The following is an 18,461-nucleotide window of genomic DNA, read 5'->3' as shown; positions in this document are numbered from 1 at the left end:
GACTGCCGGCAGTCACGTTACGAAGAGACCTACCCCAACACGGGTGGCCGTGTCCCTATCAGCGGTCCACCGACGCCACCCGACCCGGCGACAACACCCCCCGGATCATCCAAACGACAGGGGCAGAAAGTCATACCGGGCCGGGCAACCGAGGGTCCCCAGCTGGGGACGATCAACAAGGTAACGGGGGCGACCGGCGGCGGAGCCAGATGTCCCCTTGAGGGTGTTTCTCCGCATACATCAGTGACAGTTGGTAGAAAATTTGCTATGTCCTATTAGCGGTATTTGCCGGCGTGGAGGTAGGAACAATGGGGAGACCCTGTCGATGGGCAGGCGGTGGCGCGGGCCGGGCCATCACCGGCTGGCTCCTTCTGGTGTTGGCGGTGATGGTCACGCAGTTGGTCGCAGTGTGGCCCGCGGCCGCGCAGGACACGCCATCACTGTCCGTCGCGTCGGACACCGTCCTTGCCTGGGGCCAGAACAACCAGGGTGAGTTGGGCGATGGGACCAGCACCGACCGCACCGCGCCGGTGGCAGTCAACCTGCCTGCGGGAACCACCATCACGGCCATCTCCGCCGTCGGTGACTTTAGTCTGGCGTTCACCTCCACCGGCGGCGTCCTTGCCTGGGGGTCGAATTCGAGTGGTCAGCTGGGTGACGGGACCACCACCAACCGCACCACGCCGGTGGCCGTCAGCCTGCCTGTGGGCGCGGAGGTCACTGCCATCGTCGCCGGCGACGATCACAGTTTGGCGTTAACGTCCACCGGCGCCGTCCTTGCCTGGGGCCAGAACGACCAGGGTGAGTTGGGCGACGGGACCATGACCAACCGCACCACGCCGGTGGCCGTCAGCCTGCCTGTGGGCGCCGAGGTCACCGCCATCGCCGGCGGCAACAACCACAGTCTGGCGTTGACGTCCACCGGCACTATCCTCGCGTGGGGCTCTAATTTCGGGGGCCAGCTAGGCGACGGGACCATCATCGACCGCAGCACACCCGTCGACGTCAACCTGCCCGTAGGCGTCACCATCACAGCCATCGCCGCCCACGGCGACCACAGTTTGGCGTTGACATCCACCGGCGCCGTCCTTGCGTGGGGCGTCAATTCGAGTGGTCAGCTGGGTGACGGGACCACCACCAACCGCACCACGCCGGTGGCCGTCAGCCTGCCGGTGGGTGCCGAGGTCACTGCCATCGCCGGCGGCAGCGACCACAGTTTGGCGTTGACGTCCACCGGCGCCGTCCTTGCCTGGGGCCAGAATGACCAGGGTGAGTTGGGCGACGGGACCATGATCGACCGCACCACGCCGGTGGCCGTCAGCCTGCCCGCAGGCCCCACCGTCACCGCCATCGCCGGCGGCAACCACCACAGTCTGGCGGTCACCTCCACCGGCACCGTCCTCGCCTGGGGCGAAAACGTGTCCGGCCAGTTGGGCGACGGCACCACCACCAACAGCAGCACACCCGTCAACGTCGACCTACCGCCAGCGACCACCATCACCACTGTCGCCGCCGGCGATGCCCACAGCCTGGCCCTGACCGCACCACCGACATCCACCACCACCCTGCAGGTCACCCCAGCCAACCCGACAGCGGATNACCGGCACCGTCCTCGCCTGGGGAGACAACTCCGAGGGTCAGTTGGGCGACGGCACCAACACCAACCGCAGCACACCCGTCACCGTCAACCTGCCGCCGGGCACCGAGGTCACCGCCATCGCCGGCGGCGACGACCACAGCCTGGCGCTGACCTCCGCCGACACCGTCCTCGCCTGGGGCGAAAACAACGACGGCGAGTTGGGCGACGGAACCACCACCGACAGAAGCACACCCATCACCGTCAACCTGCCCGCCGGCGTCGCAGTCACCGCTATCGCCGCCCACGGCGACCACAACCTGGCGCTGACGTCCACCGATACCATGCTCGCCTGGGGTGCCAATTTCGGGGGGCAGTTGGGCGATGGGACCACCACCAGCAAGAGCACACCCGTCAACGTCAACCTGCCCGCCGGCGTCACCATCACGGCGATCGCCGCCGGCGACGAACACAGCCTGGCGCTGACCTCCACCGGCACCGTCCTCGCCTGGGGAGACAACTTCGACGGTCAGTTGGGCGACGGCACCAACACCAACCGCAGCACACCCGTCGACGTCAACCTGCCCACCGGCGTCACCGTCACCGCCATCACCGGTGGCAACCTCCACAGTCTGGCGGTCACCTCCACCGGCACCGTCCTCGCCTGGGGCGAAAACTCGAGTGGTCAGCTGGGCGACGGCACCACCACCAACAGCAGCACACCCGTCAACGTCGACCTACCGCCAGCGACCACCATCACCGCTGTCGCCGCCGGCGATGCCCACAGCCTGGCCCTGACCGCACCACCGACATCCACCACCACCCTGCAGGTCACCCCAGCCAACCCGACAGCGGATCAGGACACCACCCTCACCGCCACCGTCACCTGCAACATCGACACCCCCACCGGAACCATCACCTTCCGCACCAACACCACCACCCTCACCACCACACCCCTGACCACCACCACCACCAACACCACCACCCTCACCACCACACCCCTGACCACCACCACCACCGCCACCGCCACCCACACCACCACCCTCCCACCCGGCACCCACACCCTCACCGCCCACTACACCAGCACCAACACCTGCCCCAACAGCCAATCCACACCGGTAAACCTCACCATCACCCCACCACCCGACGAACCCGACCTACCCATCACCGGCCCCAACATCACCACCACCACCGGCGCCGCCGCCCTCTCCATCCTGGCCGGTGTCATCCTCAGCTACGCCGCGCGCCGACGCCCACCACACCGGGCCAGGTAGAACCAAGGTGCCACCAGCCCACATCGCCACCCGTCCGCCCCTGCCGGAGCCGATCGAGGCGTACGCCCGGTTCGGTAGCGTTTGTTGCGGTGTAGCGGTTTCACGGGTTGGTGGCAGGTGATGCAGGCGCCGGCCCAGGTCGCGAGGAGTCGTTGCAGCTCGCGGATGATCGTGTAAAGGGTCAGGCCGGCCAGCCGCCTTTGGGCCCAGGCGTGGTTCGGTGATGAACAGGTGCGCGACGGCGACCAGGGTGACGTGGCGGTGCCAGCCGGCCCAGGAGCGGCCTTCGAAGTGGTCCAGGCCGAGACCGGGCTCTAGTTCGCGGTAGTGCCCGGCCAGACGGACCCGCAGGACGACGAACTGGCAGCTCATCGTACCTTTGGAGCCTTGCCGCCAAGTGATCGTCTCCGTGGCCTCGGGTCCGGCGGCGCGAACGTGTTCGGTCAGGCTGACCGCGGTCTTGGGGTAGCGCGGTTCAGTGCGGGTCGGCGGTCGGCCCCGCCCGGACCACACCCGCTCGGCTGGCCGCACGTCTGGCTTGTGAGCGAGGCCATCGCCTTTGACCTGCATGATGTAGCCGATCCCGCGTTCGTCCAAGGCGCTGCGGAACTGGCTGTTGGGGCATCGAAGGCCGATCCACCGCTACCGTCTGCTCGGGCACTCCTCAATGGCCGTTGTCGCCTCAGGTTTCACGCTGATGCATTCCGGTATAGCTCACGATACTTGACGGTAATCACCGCAAGTAGGAATAGGTCGATGGCGAGCCCGACGAGCGCCCCGAACTGGTGGACGGTAAAGCTGAATACCTGACCGAACAGCAGGTCCACCAGGATTGCGAGCCTAAACAACCGGAAGGCGCCCACCTCGTCGCGAGGCAGCAGCAGCGCCCCGCGGATACTGAGCACCGCAGTGGCCAGCGCGGAAGCCGCGACCCCTAGCACCGCACCCCACTCCTGCTGGTTCGGTAGATCTCCAACGACTATTTCCACCCCGACCCGTGCCACGACGACGAGCGGCTCGCCGAGCAGGTAGACCACCACCAACCCGACCATCCACCGGCTTCTGACCACCCAGGCCATCGCCTGCCGGGTACGTCGTGCCCATGCTCGCCGGAGTGGGGCTAGGGATGGTTCTCGCCGGGGTACGGTCGCCAGCAGCCGAGCCACCGCCTCCGTCACGTCCGGACCACAGTCGCGGACCAGCCGCAGTACCGCGCTTCTACGCCGATCAGACAATCCCTTGTCGAGACCCCCGATTACCGTGTCGAGGGCGTTCGCCGTCCGTTCCGTGCGGGACAACCTGGTCCGTTCCCGGAGCGCCTGGGTGATGACCAGGAGGAGGGCGAATGCCGCGTAGATGATCCCGGCCGCCGGTGCGTAGAAGTAGTCGGCTTGGGCGGTGACGAACTTGCCGACCTCGTCGATAAAGAGCCCGAACCCGATTCCGCCGAAGATCGCGCCGACGAAGCGCGCCCTGCTGCCGAGGAACACCAGCACAACACCAAAGCCGACGGTCAACAACAGACCACCCCAGAGCACGTGCGCGATGCGTAGGCCTCCGGCGTTGAACTGCGGGAAGCCGGTCGCCTGAAGATATGCCCGAGTGAGCAGCACAGCCGCCACTCCGGAGAGGACGAATGTCAGAATGTCGGAGGGCGCCGACACGGCCTGCGGTGGCAATGACCGGTGAAACCTACGGTTGGGCATACCTCGAGATTAATATTCCAGCGGCACTTCCGTTGGCGGCGTTTGCGCAGCTAGGACCACAGATGCGGATAAGGCGTCAAGTACATGATCTTTGGTGACCGCTGCAAAAGCATGTCTGTATCTGGCCGTGGAATGCGGCTGTGACCTGCGGTTCGGGTCGCTAATCAGGATCATCCGGTTACGTAGCTGGACCGCCGACCGGCTGGCCGGGCTGGGCCGGGCTCGGGTGGCCATCACCGGCGGCAGGTCCGCTGCCGGGCAAGCGGGGTCAACGACGGCCGGCTGTCGATGATGACCGTCGGTTGGTCCCGCAGCGGGCGGTAGGCGCCGGCCCGCGCAACGTACACGGTGGTGGGACCGGTGGCGTTCAACCGCGCGGAACGGCGGCGTTGGCGGAACAGCCGGAACATGTGCGTACCCCCACCCTCGATGATGGCGAGATGGCCGACTCTCCGGCTGCGGCCGCCCCTACCCAGTCACGGGGAGGGCACACACGACACGTCACGAGAACCCTGGCCATCCGGGTAGCACATATGCTCGACTCACGTTCCCTGTCCGACACTCAGCGGAGGGTCATTTACCACACCATGCGTCAGGCCACGACACCCAGTTCCGACAGATCTCCACTGCGGTTGCCCTAACAGCAGTCAGCCGTACCAGCTTGCTAGCTGCTCGATACTTTCGCCGACAGGTTTACGACGCTGGGTATGTAAACGGGTACGCCGATGGCCTGACAGCGCCGGTCTACAAGGACCGCGGGCGCCGGCGACGACTCAAGGTCGTTCGATGATCCGCTGCGTGGCGCCCCCTGGGTGGCCCCACCGCGTTCCTAGACTCCGCCCGTTAGGTCGACCCGGTCATACGCTCGCCGTGCTCTGGCGGACCGGGCGGAACGGCCGTAGTGGCGCAGCATCTGCGGCGACTCCCAGCCCGCTACGGCCAAGAGGCGCCACCCTCGTCGAACCACCGGTGAGCGAACGTGTGACGCATTAAATGTGGATACAACTGGATGCCGAGTCGCTCACCCCGCCGAGTGAGTAGCTGGTAGATGCCATTGGCGGTCAGTGGCCCACGGTGGCCGAGCCACAGCGCTGGTGTGGCTACCTTGACGCGCTTGGCGCGGGAGCGAAGGTACCGGTCGGGTGCCCGCGCCACCTTGGCGTCGAACCTGACGGTTCGCTTCCGGTCGCCCTTGCCGGTAACGACAGCCTCACGCCCATACACGTCGACATCGTCGAGCTGAAGGTGTGCAAGCTCTCCCAGTCGACACCTGTAGCGGCGAGGAGCCGCAGAATCGCGACGTCCCACCGGCTTTCGAAATCACGGCTCCGTTCAGCGTCCTTGATAAGGGTGGCAAGCTGGTCAACGGTGAGTACCTGGGGTGGATTCTCATCCGACTTCGGCGCAGCGGGTACGGCTACCGTTTCGAACGGGTTGGGGCGATCTTCCTCGTTGGCGTACCAGGCAAAGTACTGCTGAAGGCACCGGCGGACGTTGTATACATAGCCCTTGCCATAGCCGTTGCAGCTGGGCGTGGTGCCGGGCTGGAGACGGTGCGGACAGGGTTAACCCGGCGCGAAGCCAGGCGAAGAACTCCCGAAGGTGGTCCCGGCCGACCTACTCCCAATCATGAACCATCGGTTGGGTCGCGAGTAGCCGCCCGGAGAACAGCACAGCAGCGTCTACGTACATGTCGACGGTGCGCATACCGAGGCCGTCGGACCGCATGGCGAGTGCCCACGAGTTGAGCCAGGCGCGATAGTGGCCAGGCTCAGGGCGAGGTGTCTCGGCGTGCTGGACAGGCATACGGATCACCATGCCCCGGGATGTTGGGAGCCCGGCATCCTCGCAACGTCGCCAAGCGAGTGGTTTCCAAGCATCGTTCGGTTCGCCTCCTCAGGAGGCTTACCGACCTTGTGCAGGTGGAGCCAGGTTTGAGCCCCCGGCCGGGATCGAACCGGCGACATCTCGCTTACAAGGCGAGTGCTCTGTCCAGCTGAGCTACAGGGGCGTGTTGCCGACGCCAGCATAGCGACTGACGTCCAGTTTTCCCGCGCGGCGGGCCCGGTCAGCACGACCTCCGTCGGCAGCAGGCCCGGACTGCCGTCGTTTCATGCCCGGCACTGCCCGCCTGACCGTTATGCGCATGGTCCCGGTCCCACCAGCTACTCCCGTTCTTGGCACGCGGAGAAAACCGATCTACCGTTCAGGAACGCGGTCGACGCCCGTCGCCCGTGGGCCGGGTCGCAGCTGCGGGCCGGTCCGCTCTTTCACTCGGATCGTCCGGCACGTTCCTGCCGGTGAAAGGAAGCACCCCCATGGCCACGGTTACCTATGCCAAGGCGTCCCGGATCTACCCGGGCACCGAGCGGCCCGCCGTCAACCAGCTCGACCTGGAGATCGGCGACGGCGAATTCCTGGTCCTGGTCGGCCCCTCCGGTTGTGGTAAGTCCACCAGCCTGCGCATGCTCGCCGGCCTCGAGGACGTTGACCAGGGTTCGATCTCCATCGACGGCCGGGACGTGACCCACCTGCCGCCGAAGTCCCGCGACATCGCGATGGTCTTCCAGAACTACGCCCTCTACCCGCACATGTCGGTGTACGAGAACATGGCGTTCGCCCTCAAGCTGCGCAAGACCCCGAAGGCGGAGATCGACCGGCGGGTCAAGGAGGCGGCGACGCTGCTCCAGCTGGAGGAGTACCTCGGCCGTAAGCCGAAGGCGCTCTCCGGCGGCCAGCGCCAGCGGGTGGCGATGGGGCGGGCGATCGTCCGTGAGCCGCAGGTCTTCCTGATGGACGAGCCCCTGTCGAACCTCGACGCCAAGCTTCGGGTGCAGACCCGTACGCAGATCGCGTCGCTGCAGTCCAAGCTCGGTGTGACCACGGTCTACGTCACCCACGACCAGGTCGAGGCGATGACGATGGGGCACCGGGTGGCGGTCCTGCTCGACGGCGAGCTCCAGCAGGTCGACACGCCGCGGGCGCTCTACGACACCCCGGCCAACGTCTTCGTTGCCGGCTTCATGGGCTCGCCGGCGATGAACATCAAGACCGTGCCGCTGACCGACAAGGGCGCCGAGTTCGCCGAGATGCACATCCCGCTGACCCGCGAGCAGGTCGAGGCGGCCCGCGCCGAGGGGGCCGGCGACCAGGTCGTGGTGGGCTTCCGTCCGGAGGACTGCGAGCTGGTCAGCCCGACCGAGGGCGGCCTGCCGGTCACCGTTGAGCTGGTCGAGGACCTCGGGTCGGACGCGAACATCTACGGTCACGCCGCGATGGAGGGCACCAACGAGCGGTTCGTGGTCCGCACTGACCGGCGCACCATGCCGAACATGGGCGGCACCGTGTTCGTCCGGCCGCAGCCCGGACGCAGCCACATCTTCAACTCGAAGACCGGCCTCCGGATCCCGTCCTGAGCTACGAATCCTGAGCTACGAGAAAAGGGGGCGGTCCGCTGATGCGGACCGCCCCCTTTTCGGGTGCGGAGTTCAGCCCTCGGCGGCCCGGCGGCGAGCCACCTCGGCCAGCGTCACCGCCGCCGCGACGCTGGCGTTCAGCGACTCGACGTCGGAGACCATCGGGATTCCAACGGTCAGGTCACAGGTCTGGCCTACCAGCCGAGACAGGCCGCGCCCCTCGGAGCCCACCACCACCACGAGCGGGCCAACGGCGGCTTCCAGGTGGTACAGGTCGGTCTCCCCGTCGGCGTCCAGGCCGACCACGAGGAAGCCGGCGTCCTTGCACGCCTTCAGTGCCCGGGTCAGGTTGGTGACCTGGGCGACCGGAACCCGCGCGGCGGCACCGGCGCTGGTCCGCCAGGCGGTCGCGGTGATCCCAGCGGCCCGCCGTTCGGGGACGAAGACTCCCTGCGCGCCGAACGCGGCGGCCGATCGGATCACCGCACCCAGGTTCCGCGGGTCGGTAACGCCGTCGAGCGCCACCAGCAGCGGGGCGGGCTGTTCCAGCGCCGCCGCCGTCAGCTCCTCGAACGGCTCGTACCGGAACGGCGGCACCTGCAGGCCCACGCCCTGGTGCAGCACGCCGCCGGTCATCCGGTCCAGCTCGGCGCGGCTGACCTCCAGCATCGCGATGCCCCGGTCCGCCGCGGTCCGGACGATCTCGCTGATCCGGTCGTCGGTGTTGAGTCCCTGCGCCACGTAGAGGGCGGTGGCCGGCACGTTCGCACGCAGTGACTCAAGGACGGGATTGCGGCCGACCAACAGCTCGGGAGCGTCCTTCGCCGGGTTCGTCCGACGACCGGGGGCGACCCGCGGGCCACCGCTGCGGCTCTCCGGCCGACCCCGGCCGCCGCTGGTGGGGACGCCCCGGCCGCTCTTGTTGGTGGGGACGCCCCGACCGCCACCCTTACCCCAGGTGGTGTCCTTCGTGCCGGGTTTACCGATCTTCGGGGCGCGTCCCTCCTCGGCCGCGCTCCGCCGCTCCTTCTCCTGCTTCCAGGCGGTGCGCTGGGGCAGCTTCTCGGTGCCCGAGTACGCCTTGTGCCACGGCCGCTCGTCGGCGGGCAGGGTTCGGCCCCGGCCGGCGAGGGCGTCCCGCCCCTTGCCGCCGGAGCCCTTCGGGGCGCCTGCCTTCGGGGTCAGCCGTCGGCTACGGCGCTGCGAGTTGCCGGCCATCAGTCCTGCTCTCCAATAGTCCAACGGGGGCCCTGGGGGGTGTCCTCGACCACCACACCGGCCTGCTTGAGCTGGTCGCGGATCGCGTCGGCGGCGGACCAGTCCTTGCGGCTGCGTGCCTGCGCCCGCTGTTCCAGGGCCAGCTGCACCAGCGAGTCGACCACGGCGCAGAGGTCGTCGGTGCCGCCGCCGGCACTCCAGGCAGGGTCGAGTGGGTCGACCCCGAGGATATCCAGCATCGCCCGCACCTGGCCGAGCGCGGTGCGGACGGTCACATCGTCGCCGCCGGTCAGCGCGGTGTTGCCGTCCCGAACCGTCTCGTGCAGCACGGCGAGCGCCGCGGAGGTGTTCAGGTCGTCGTCCATGGCGGCGGCGAACGCCGCGGGCACCACCGCGGGTTGGCCGGCGCCGACCCGCTCGGCGGAGCGCTGCACGAAGCCCTCGATCCGCCGGTACGCGACGGCTGCCTCCCGCAGCGCGTCCTCCGAGTAGTCGATCATCGACCGGTAGTGGGCGGCGGCGTAGTAGTAGCGCAGCTCCACCGGACGTACCCCGAGCGAGTCCACGTACGTCAGGTCGAGCGAGTTGCCGCAGGACTTGCCCATCTTCGCGCCGCCGATGTTGAGCAGGCCGTGATGCACCCAGTAGCGGGCGAACGGCAGGCCGGCGGCCTGTGACTGGGCGAGTTCGTTCTCGTGGTGCGGGAAGGTCAGGTCCAGCCCGCCGCCGTGGATGTCGAACTCGCTGCCGAGGTAGCGCCAGCACATCGCCGAGCACTCGATGTGCCAGCCGGGCCGGCCCCGACCCCACGGCGACGGCCAGTACGCGTCGGCGGGCTCGCCGGGCTTGGCGCCCTTCCAGAGGGCGAAGTCGCGCGGGTCATGTTTGCACCGGTCGGGGGCGTCGCCGGCGGGCTGCATGTCGCTCGGGGACTGGTTGGACAGCGCCCCGTACGCGGGCCAGGAGTGCACGTCGAAGTAGACGTCGCCGGAGCCGTCGGGGGCCGGGTAGGCGTGGCCGGCGTCGATCAGTTTCGTGATCAGCTGCTGCATCTCCGGGATGTGCCCGGTGGCCCGGGGCTCGTAGGTCGGGGGCAGCACGTTCAACGCTCGGTACGCGGCGGTCAGCTTCAGCTCGTTGGCGTAGGCGATCGACCAGTACGGTCGGTCCTGCTCCACCGCCTTGACCAGGATCTTGTCGTCGATATCGGTAAGATTGCGAATGAAGCGGACCTCGAACCCGCGCGCCAGCAGCCACCGCCGGAGCACGTCGTAGTTGACGCCGGAGCGAAGGTGCCCGATGTGCGGCGGCGCCTGGAGGGTGAGACCACACAGGTAGATCCCCACCTTGCCGGCTTCCCGCGGGACGAAGTCCCGCACCGAACGGGTGGCGGTGTCATACAGGCGTAGGGTCACCGGACAAGGGTATCCGTCCCCGCTTCCCCAGGCCGCCGGGAGCCGGGTCGTACGCTGCTGGCGTGGACACGACCCCCCGACGCAGCGACCCGCCGGCCCCGCGGGGTGGCGAGAGCGCACAGACGCTGGACCGGGGGTTGCGTTTGCTGCACCTGGTCGCCGACGCGCCCGGCGGGTTGACCGTCACCGAGCTGGCGGGCCAGCTGCGGATCGGGCGCGCCGCCGTGTACCGGTTGGTCGCGCCGTTGAGCGCGCACGCGCTGCTGCGCCGGGACACCGATGGCCGGCTCCGCCTCGGCGTGGGGGTGCTGAATCTGGCCCGGCGGGCCCAGCCGCTGCTGGCCGAGGGGGCGCTGCCGGCGCTGCGGCAACTCGCCGAGCAGACCGGCGCGACCGCGCACCTGACCGTGGTCGAGGGCGGTGAGGGCGTCGCGCTGGCGGTGGTCGAGCCGAGTTGGACCGCCCTGCACGTGGCGTACCGGACGGGGGCGCGGCATCCGCTGGAGCGCGGGGCGGCGGGGCGGGCGATTCTCGCCGGCCGAGCCGGCGTGGCCGAGCCGGTAAACACGGCTGGGGAGTTGCAGTCCGGGGCGCACGGGGTGGCCGCGGCCGTGTTGGGCGTGCCCGGACTGGAGGCGAGCGTCGGGGTGGTCTCCCTGACGCCGCTGGACACCGAGGTGGTCGGCGGCCAGGTCCGCACGGCCGCCGGCACCGTCGCCGACGCGCTGCGCTGAAACCGACGGGCCACCGACGGATGCGGCCGACGGGCCGCGCTGACAGTTGGCGCCGACGAGCGGTGCTGAAGCGGAAGGCCCGGCCGACCTGTCGGGTCGGCCGGGCCTTGTGCTCGGTCCGCCCTACGGCCGGCCGTGCGACTTGAGCGGGGTGGTTACCGCCGTGTACGCGTCGATGATGCCGTGCCCGTAGAAGCCGTTGAAGCTACGTCCACCGGCGCAGTACGCGTCGTAGGTCTCGTCGCGGCCCTCGTCGCGGTACTGCTGCAGCCGCGGGTTCGGGCACGCCTTCTCGGTGGCGGTGCGGTAGAGGTGCTGCTCGACCAGGTCCGGGGCCAGGCCGTAGCCGCCGCGGCCCTGCTTCTTCCCGTGCTTGCTGACGATCAGCGCGGCCACGCCCGAGGCGTGCGGCGATGCCATCGAGGTGCCCTGCAGGTAGCGGTAGTAGCCGCACTCACCGTTGCTCTTGCAGTCCTTGAAGACGAGCCCTTCGACGCTCGGATCGATGTTGCCGTCCGCGTCCACCAGGCCGTCTTCCTTGAGCACCTTCTCCGGGTAGGTGGAGAGGATCAGGTTGGGGTAGGTGCTGAAGGTGTCGGTGCCGAAACCGTCGCGGTACCAACCGCCGGGCGCGGCGATGCCGATCCGCTCGGTGCCGTAGTTGGAGTAGGCGGCCTTCTTGCCGGACGGGCCGACGGCGGAGACGCCGATCACGTGCGGCCCTTCGACCGGAAGGTCCCAGCAGCTGTCGTTGTCGATCTCACGCGGGTACGGCGGGGTGTCACCGAAGTCCGGGCTGGAGGTGTCGATCCGCGGGTCGCCCAGGTCCTCGTGGTTGTTGCCGAGGGAGCCGACCAGGGTGACGCCCTGTCGGTGGGCGAAGTTCAGCGCCCGCTTCATCGCCTTGATGATGGCCCGCTGCTCGGCCTGGTGTTCGGGCGAGTCGGCCGGGTTGGCGGTGCAGTTGTAGAGCCACGGGTCGACGTAGAAGGACATGTTCACCACGTCGAGCCCGGCCCGCCCGGCGTGCAGCAACGACTGCACCACCGGCTCCAGGAAGAAGTAGCCGGAGTCCTGGCCGCCCTTCAGCTCCACCAGCGAGACGTTCGGCGCGACACCGGAGAGGCCGAAGCCGTTGGCAGCGGCGCCGATGGTGCCCGCCACGTGGGTGCCGTGGCCGCCGTCATCGGTGCCGACCGGGTCGAGGCAGCTCGCCACCTCGCACTCGCCGTCGACCTCGGGCAGGTCCGGCGCGAAGTTGCGGGACAACGCCCAGTTGAAGTTCGGCGCGATGTCGGGGTGGCTGGCGTCGACGCCGGTGTCCAGCACGCCGACGGTGACGCGCTGGTCGCCGGGCTCCTTCTTCCGGGCCTTGTCGGCGCGGATCATGTCCAGGCCCCACAGCTTGTCGTCCAGCGGGTCCATCTTCTTGCCCTTGCCGCCGGACCCCTTGCCCTTGCCGGAGCCCTTTCCGTTGATGGCGGTCAGCAGCGCCTCCTGCTCAACCGGGTCCAGCTTCGGTTTACGGCCGATGGCTTTCTGCTCGACGGCACCGATCAGGGTGTCGGCCTCGGCGATCCGATCGGTGAAGTCCGCCTGGTCGCTGGTCACCTGGAACACGCCGACATCGTCGATCCGGGTTACGACGGCGCCCCCGGCTGCCTTGATCTCCGCCAGGGCCGCCTCGGCGCTGACGCCGTCCTCTGCGACCACAGTGAAGGTTTCGCTGCTGCTCGGTGCGGCGCCAGCGGGGACGCTGAGCCCCGTGACCGTCAACGCCAGGCCCGTCACGGTAGCGACGGCGCCAGCGGTGAAGCGTCTGCTCACATCGGATCCTCTCGTTGCGGGACGTGGCAGTCATCGAACAGCACCATCGGCATTTACACCAGGGGTCGTTCCGATTGCGCCCGAAGATCGCCTTCGTCCGCAAGAGCAGCCAGAACGGCAGGAAGATCCGTCAAAGTGGACAGCTCCGCGTCTGGCCGCACCCCCGGCGGGCAGGTTCGGCCATCGCGGTTGAGCCAGACTCCACGCAGCCCGGCGGTCTGCGCCCCGACCACGTCGTGGGCAATCGAATCGCCGACGTACACCACCTGCTCGGCCGGCACCCCGGCCGCCTGGACCACCGCCGCGTAGAACTCCGGTGCCGGCTTCTTCGGCAGCCCGTTGTCGTGCGCGTACACCTCGAAGGCGAACCTCCCGGCGAGCCCGCACCGCTCCGCGCGGCTGTTGCCGTTGGTGGCATAACCCACCGCCCACCTCTCCGCCAGGGCTACGAGGGCGGGCAGCACATCCGGGAAGGGGCGGGTCAGCGCGAACCGCCGGGCGAAGTAGTGCGCCAGCAGGTCATCCAGGTGCGCGTTGAGCCCGACCCGGGACAGCGAACGGGAGAGCGCCGTCCGTCGCAGCTCCGGCGTCGGCCAAGCAGGGTTCGCGGCGAAGGTTACGGACCAGTCGTGCTCCAGGTCAGCGAGCGAGACCGCAGCCGCCGCCGGGTCAAACCGGCGCATCTCGTCGAGGACGGCCAGCAGCCCGCCGGTCATCGCTGGGCGCAGGTCGAGCAGGGTTTCGTCCGCGTCGAACACCACCGTCCTCAGCATGGCGTCGAGCTTGCCAGGGTCAACCGCGGGTGGCGAGTGCCGGTTTCTGGTCCTGCTCCACCGTTGGGGTCTCGCGTGGCTCGTCGAGGCGGACCAGGGCCACCCCGGCGACGATCAGGGCCCCACCGGCGAGTTGGACCACGGTGGGCAGCTCGGCCAGCACCAGCCAGGCGATGAGCACGGCGAACATCACCTCGGTCAGGCCGACGAAGGAGGCCAGCCGGGCACCGAGGAGACGGGTCGAGACGACCCCGGTGAGGTATGCGAGCACGGCCGCCACCAGCACCAGCCCCGCCACCGGCACCAGCCAGCTGGTGCGCTGCCCGGCGAAGTCGACCGGGCCGGTGTACGCCCGCAGCGGCAACAGCCCGACCAGCCCGAGAAGGAGCAGCACGCCGGCGCCGACCGCCATTCCACCGGAGGCCAGCACCACCGACGGGAGGTTCGCGTCCATCCGGCCGGCGAGCACGAAGTACCCGGCCAGCCCGACGGCCGCGCCGAGCCCCCAGAGCACCCCCACCGGGTCGAGCCGCCCGGCCCCGGCGAGGTCGAGCACGAGGCCGAGCCCGGCCAGGGCGACGATCGACCCGGCGACGGTGAGCCGGCGGGGTCGTTGCCCGTGGGCCAGCCACATCCAGCCGACGACCACCACGACGGCCAGGTACTCCAGCATCAGCGCGACGCCGACCGGCAGATAGCGCACCGCGTTGAAGAAGCACACCTGGGCGAGGGCGACGCCGAGCAGCCCGAACGCGGTGATCGAGGCGGCGTTGCGCCGGAGCAGCGACCAGCGACCGCGCAGCGCCAGCACCGCGGGCGCCAGCAACACCAGGGCGGCGAGGCCGACCCGGACGACCACCGCCGCCTCGGCGGACCACCCGGCGTCGATCAACGAGCGGGCGAACGTCCCGGAGGTCGCGAAGGTCAGTGCCGAGAGCACCGCCAGCAGGAGGCCGGCGCTGCCGCGCGGGGGTTGACGCATGGGTTCTCCTTGGCAACAACACCATGTAATGGGCAAGATGCGCTTACGTCGATGACGGTAGCGTTACCAGGATAGGAGTCAAATTGCTTTTTGCCCATGACACCGAGCATTCATTGATCGCCGCCGCAGCCCTGGTGAACACCGACGGCAGCGCCGGCGACGGTCTGCCCGACACGACCGCGCTGGACAACTTCTTCATCGCCCACGCGTACAGCGGACGGCACGAGCACACCGACAGCGAGCTCCGGGCGGTACGCGAGCTGCGCCCCCGGCTGCGCCGCCTCTGGCACGGCGACACCGACGAGATCGTGTCCATCGTCAACGGGCTGCTCCGGGAGAACGCCGCCCTGCCCCAGCTCATCACGCACGACGACGAGCCGTACCACCTGCACGCGGTGCCCCGGGACGCGCCGCTGGCGACCCGGATGGCGGTGGAGGCCGCGATGGCGATGGCCGACCTCGTCCGCAGCGGCGAGCTGGGCCGGCTACGAAGCTGCGACCACCCCGGGTGCGGCAACGTTCTGGTCGACCTGTCGCGGAACCGATCCCGCCGCTTCTGCGACGCCGGCTGCGGCAACCGGGCCGCCGTCACCGCCTACCGCGCGCGCAAGACCGCCAGCCGGCCCTGACCGGCCGTGGTGCCGCGACCCCAGTTCTGACCGTTGCATTACGGAGCTCGGTAACCCCGGCCCCGACCGGGCATCCTGGACAGGCGCGGTCGCACGGGCGGCGCAGCGAGGAAGGCTGGTGGGGTGGAAGAGTGGGATCTGGTGGTCCTCGGTGGCGGCACCGCGGGGCTCGTGGCGGCCAAGACCGCCGGCCGGTTCGGTGCCCGGGTGCTGCTGGTCGAATCCGCCCGCACCGGTGGTGACTGCCTCTGGACCGGCTGCGTGCCCAGCAAGTCGCTGATCGCCGCCGCGCACGCCGCGCACGCCGTCCGCACCGCCGACCGGTACGGGGTGCAGGCCGGCCCGCCGAAGATCGACGACGCCGCCGTGCTCGCCCACGTACGGTCGGCGATCAGCCGGATCGAACCGGTGGACTCCCCCGCCGCTATCAGCGCGACGGGGGCGACGGTGGTGGCCGGCCGGGCGGAGTTCACCGGCCCGGCGACGCTGCGGATCACCGACGACGTGGGCACCCGACCGGCGCGATTCCGCTGGGCACTGATCGCCACCGGTGCCGCACCGGCCCTACCCACCGTGCCCGGCCTGGCCGAGGCCGACCCGCTGACCACCGACACGCTCTGGGACCTCACCGAGCTACCTCAGCGACTGGCGATCCTCGGTGGCGGCCCGATCGGCTGCGAGCTGGGCCAGGCCCTTGCCCGGCTCGGCGTCGAGGTCACCGTCGTGGAGGTGGCCGACCGGCTGCTGGGCAAGGAGGAGCCGGAGGCCGGCGCGCTGATCGCCGAGCGGCTGCGGGCCGAGGGGGTGACCGTGGTGACCGGGACCGCCGTCAACCGGGTCACCGCCGGCACGCTCCACCTCAGCAGCGGCGAGACGGTCGAGTTCGACCGGATCCTGGTCGCCACCGGACGCCGACCGCGCAGCACCGACCTGGGCCTGGCCGCCGCCGGCGTGCGCTGCGCCGAACCGGGGCACGTCATGATCGACGGCCTGATGCGGACCAGCAACCGGCGGATCTACGCCGCCGGTGACGTCACCGGCACCCTCCCGTTCACCCACGTCGCCGGGGTGCAGGGCGGGTACGCCGCCACCAACGCGCTGCTCGGGCTGCGCCGCCGCATCGACTACGCCGCCGTACCGTGGGTGACCTTCACCGACCCGGAGGTGGCGCGTGTCGGGGCGACCCTCGCCCAGGCCCGCCAGCGGCACGGCACCCGCGCCCGCGCGGAGCGGCTCTCCCACGACCACGTCGACCGGGCGATCACCGACGGTCGTACCGACGGATTCACCCAGCTGGTGAGCGGGCCGGGCGGCCGGCTCCTCGGCGCCACCGTCGTCTCGCCCCGGGCCGGTGAGTCGATCGCCGAGCTCGCCGCCGCGATCCGGCGTGGCGCGAAGGTACGCGACGTCGCCAGCACCGTGCACCCCTACCCGACGTACGCGGACGGGCCGTGGAACGCCAGTCTCGCCCAGCTTCGCGCCGACCTGACCGCGCCGCTGCCGGCCCGGGCGATGACCGCGCTCCGCACCCTGCGCCGCGCCCTGCACCCGATCCGGGGTGGGAACCGATGACCGACGAATCGGTCCAGCCCGCGGCGGCGTCCCGGCTCGTCCGGATCGTCGGCTCACCGTGGCCGAGGCTGGTCTTCCTGGTGGTGCTACTGGCCGGTGCGGCGACCCTGCTGGCCACCCAGGGCACCCCGGACGTGACAGTGTTGCGGGACCGGGTGGCCGCCACCGGGCCGTGGGCGCCGCTGCTGTACATCGCCGGGTATGCGCTGGGCACCGTGCTGCTGGTCCCCGGGGTGCTGCTCACCGCGGCCGCCGGGGCGCTGTTCGGAGTGGTCGGCGGGTCAGTGGTGGTGCTGCTGGGGGCGACCACCGGGGCGGTGGCGTCGTTCCTGCTCGGTCGGCTGCTGGGCCGCCCGGCCGTGGAGCGGCTCGTCGGCGGCCGGCTGCACCGCCTGGACCGGTTCCTGGCCCGCCGCGGGCTGATCGCGGTGATCGGGCTGCGCCTCGTGCCGCTGGTCCCGTTCGCGCTGCTCAACTACGGCTCCGGGGTGACCGCCGTGCGGCTGCGCGACTACGCCCTCGGCTCGGCGATCGGCATGACGCCGGGAATCGTCGCCTACACCGCGGTCGGTGGCTCGCTGACTCACCCCACCTCGCCGCAGTTCCTCGCCGCCGTGGCCGGTCTGGCCGCGCTGACCCTGGCCGGTGCGGCAGCGGCCCGCCGGGCTCGCCGCCGGGACTCCCGCCGGACGCCGACCGCCGAGGGCACCACCTGATGATCGACGCACGTCTGCGGCCGGTCCTCGCCAAGACCCTGGACCGGGTCGCCGCCGCCGTGGACCGGCCGTGGGTGACGCCCGGCCGGTTGACCGCCGCCGGCCTGACCCTGGGCCTGGCCGCGAGCGCCGCCGCGGCGGCCGGCTGGTGGTGGCCGGCGCTGGTCGCGTGGCTGGTGTCCCGGCTCGCCGACGGCCTCGACGGGCCCCTCGCCCGCCGCCGTGGCACCGCCTCCCCGTTGGGCGGCTTCCTCGACATCGTCGCGGACTTCACCGTGTACGGGGCGTTCGTCGCCGGGGTCGCCGTCGGCGTCGACGGGCCCGCCACCCCGTTCCTGGTCCTGCTGGTGACCTACTACGTCAACGGGGCGACGCTGCTCGCGTACTCGTCGATCGCCGAACGCGTCGGCCGGGAACGCGGTGACGAGCGGTCGCTGCACTTCCTCGGTGGACTGGCCGAGGGCGCCGAGACCATCGCCGTACACGCCCTGTTCTGCCTGCTGCCCGATCTCGCCGGGCAGCTCGCCTGGGGGTGGGCCGCCGTGGTGGCCATCACCGCCGGGCAACGCGTCGTGCACGCTGTCCGTACCCTGTCCGAGCCCGCCGGGAGGCCCACCCGATGA

General features: G+C 70.1%; 15 protein-coding genes, 1 tRNA gene and 2 pseudogenes. 7 read left to right on the top strand and 11 right to left on the bottom strand.

Annotated elements, in window-relative coordinates; translation table 11 throughout:
* Window positions 1-308 precede the first annotated feature (308 nt).
* Window positions 309-2,850: pseudogene (locus B118_RS33845) on the top strand (RCC1 domain-containing protein).
* A 177-nt stretch (window positions 2,851-3,027) separates the two neighbouring features.
* Here B118_RS33845 and B118_RS33840 read toward each other — a convergent pair.
* From B118_RS33840 to B118_RS0106375, 6 genes and pseudogenes are all read right to left on the bottom strand, one after another.
* A pseudogene (locus B118_RS33840) lies at window positions 3,028-3,459 on the bottom strand (transposase); the annotation flags it as partial.
* 80 nt (window positions 3,460-3,539) lie between these two features.
* On the bottom strand, window positions 3,540-4,529 hold the full coding sequence (locus tag B118_RS0106395; protein WP_028192530.1) for a hypothetical protein: 990 nt from the start codon (window positions 4,527-4,529) through the stop codon (window positions 3,540-3,542).
* A 260-nt stretch (window positions 4,530-4,789) separates the two neighbouring features.
* Complete coding sequence (locus B118_RS32340; RefSeq protein WP_196235208.1) at window positions 4,790-4,966, bottom strand: hypothetical protein; 177 nt, start codon at window positions 4,964-4,966, stop codon at window positions 4,790-4,792.
* Window positions 4,967-5,489: 523 nt separating this feature from the next.
* Entirely contained in the window at window positions 5,490-5,780 is a 291-nt protein-coding gene (locus B118_RS32695; RefSeq protein ID WP_028185586.1) for a tyrosine-type recombinase/integrase, read from the bottom strand.
* A gap of 393 nt (window positions 5,781-6,173) precedes the next feature.
* Complete coding sequence (locus B118_RS32690) at window positions 6,174-6,362, bottom strand: hypothetical protein (RefSeq protein WP_238323867.1); 189 nt, start codon at window positions 6,360-6,362, stop codon at window positions 6,174-6,176.
* Between the two features lie 131 nt (window positions 6,363-6,493).
* Window positions 6,494-6,567 (bottom strand) — tRNA-Thr (locus B118_RS0106375).
* Between the two features lie 307 nt (window positions 6,568-6,874).
* Between B118_RS0106375 and B118_RS0106370 the strand changes: the two genes are divergently transcribed.
* Window positions 6,875-7,972 carry an ABC transporter ATP-binding protein gene (locus tag B118_RS0106370; RefSeq protein ID WP_018222308.1) on the top strand — a complete coding sequence of 366 codons (1,098 nt, stop codon included), beginning with the start codon at window positions 6,875-6,877 and terminating at the stop codon, window positions 7,970-7,972.
* A 72-nt stretch (window positions 7,973-8,044) separates the two neighbouring features.
* On the opposite strand, the gene rlmB is transcribed toward B118_RS0106370, so the two are convergent.
* The gene (gene rlmB / locus B118_RS0106365; protein ID WP_018810322.1) at window positions 8,045-9,190 is read right to left on the bottom strand and encodes a 23S rRNA (guanosine(2251)-2'-O)-methyltransferase RlmB; all 1,146 of its coding nucleotides are present in this window, start codon (window positions 9,188-9,190) and stop codon (window positions 8,045-8,047) included.
* Window positions 9,190-10,605: a cysteine--tRNA ligase gene (cysS, locus tag B118_RS0106360; RefSeq protein ID WP_018222306.1), complete on the bottom strand. Its 1,416-nt coding sequence runs from the start codon at window positions 10,603-10,605 to the stop codon at window positions 9,190-9,192. The genes rlmB and cysS overlap by 1 nt, the downstream gene beginning before the upstream one ends.
* Window positions 10,606-10,667: 62 nt before the next feature.
* Between cysS and B118_RS0106355 the strand changes: the two genes are divergently transcribed.
* Window positions 10,668-11,339, top strand: a complete 672-nt coding sequence (locus B118_RS0106355) for an IclR family transcriptional regulator (RefSeq protein WP_027657580.1) — start codon at window positions 10,668-10,670, stop codon at window positions 11,337-11,339.
* A gap of 123 nt (window positions 11,340-11,462) precedes the next feature.
* Here B118_RS0106355 and B118_RS0106350 read toward each other — a convergent pair whose 3' ends face one another.
* From B118_RS0106350 to B118_RS0106340, 3 genes are read right to left on the bottom strand one after another with little or no spacing between them, the layout of a single operon-like run.
* A complete protein-coding gene (locus tag B118_RS0106350) occupies window positions 11,463-13,166 on the bottom strand; it encodes a S8 family serine peptidase (RefSeq protein ID WP_018810324.1) in 1,704 nt (567 codons plus the stop codon).
* Window positions 13,167-13,219: 53 nt separating this feature from the next.
* Window positions 13,220-13,939, bottom strand: a complete 720-nt coding sequence (locus B118_RS0106345; protein ID WP_027646593.1) for an HAD family hydrolase — start codon at window positions 13,937-13,939, stop codon at window positions 13,220-13,222.
* 19 nt (window positions 13,940-13,958) lie between these two features.
* Window positions 13,959-14,921 carry an EamA family transporter gene (locus B118_RS0106340; protein ID WP_018222302.1) on the bottom strand — a complete coding sequence of 321 codons (963 nt, stop codon included), beginning with the start codon at window positions 14,919-14,921 and terminating at the stop codon, window positions 13,959-13,961.
* A gap of 83 nt (window positions 14,922-15,004) precedes the next feature.
* On the opposite strand from B118_RS0106340, the gene B118_RS0106335 reads away from it, so the two are divergent.
* The 4 genes from B118_RS0106335 to B118_RS0106320 all read left to right on the top strand — a co-directional run bounded on the left by B118_RS0106335 (window position 15,005) and on the right by B118_RS0106320 (window position 18,461).
* Window positions 15,005-15,550 carry a CGNR zinc finger domain-containing protein gene (locus B118_RS0106335; protein WP_026185640.1) on the top strand — a complete coding sequence of 182 codons (546 nt, stop codon included), beginning with the start codon at window positions 15,005-15,007 and terminating at the stop codon, window positions 15,548-15,550.
* A 123-nt stretch (window positions 15,551-15,673) separates the two neighbouring features.
* Complete coding sequence (locus B118_RS0106330; RefSeq protein ID WP_028192529.1) at window positions 15,674-17,122, top strand: dihydrolipoyl dehydrogenase family protein; 1,449 nt, start codon at window positions 15,674-15,676, stop codon at window positions 17,120-17,122.
* Window positions 17,119-17,838 carry a TVP38/TMEM64 family protein gene (locus B118_RS0106325; protein ID WP_028192528.1) on the top strand — a complete coding sequence of 240 codons (720 nt, stop codon included), beginning with the start codon at window positions 17,119-17,121 and terminating at the stop codon, window positions 17,836-17,838. The genes B118_RS0106330 and B118_RS0106325 overlap by 4 nt, the downstream gene beginning before the upstream one ends.
* Entirely contained in the window at window positions 17,838-18,461 is a 624-nt protein-coding gene (locus tag B118_RS0106320) for a CDP-alcohol phosphatidyltransferase family protein (protein ID WP_028192527.1), read from the top strand. The genes B118_RS0106325 and B118_RS0106320 overlap by 1 nt, the downstream gene beginning before the upstream one ends.

Source organism: Salinispora pacifica CNR114, assembly GCF_000514775.1.
Lineage (GTDB): Bacteria > Actinomycetota > Actinomycetes > Mycobacteriales > Micromonosporaceae > Micromonospora > Micromonospora pacifica.
The sequence above is the reverse complement of the archived record's forward strand: the minus strand, read 5'-3'. Positions and strand labels throughout refer to the sequence as shown.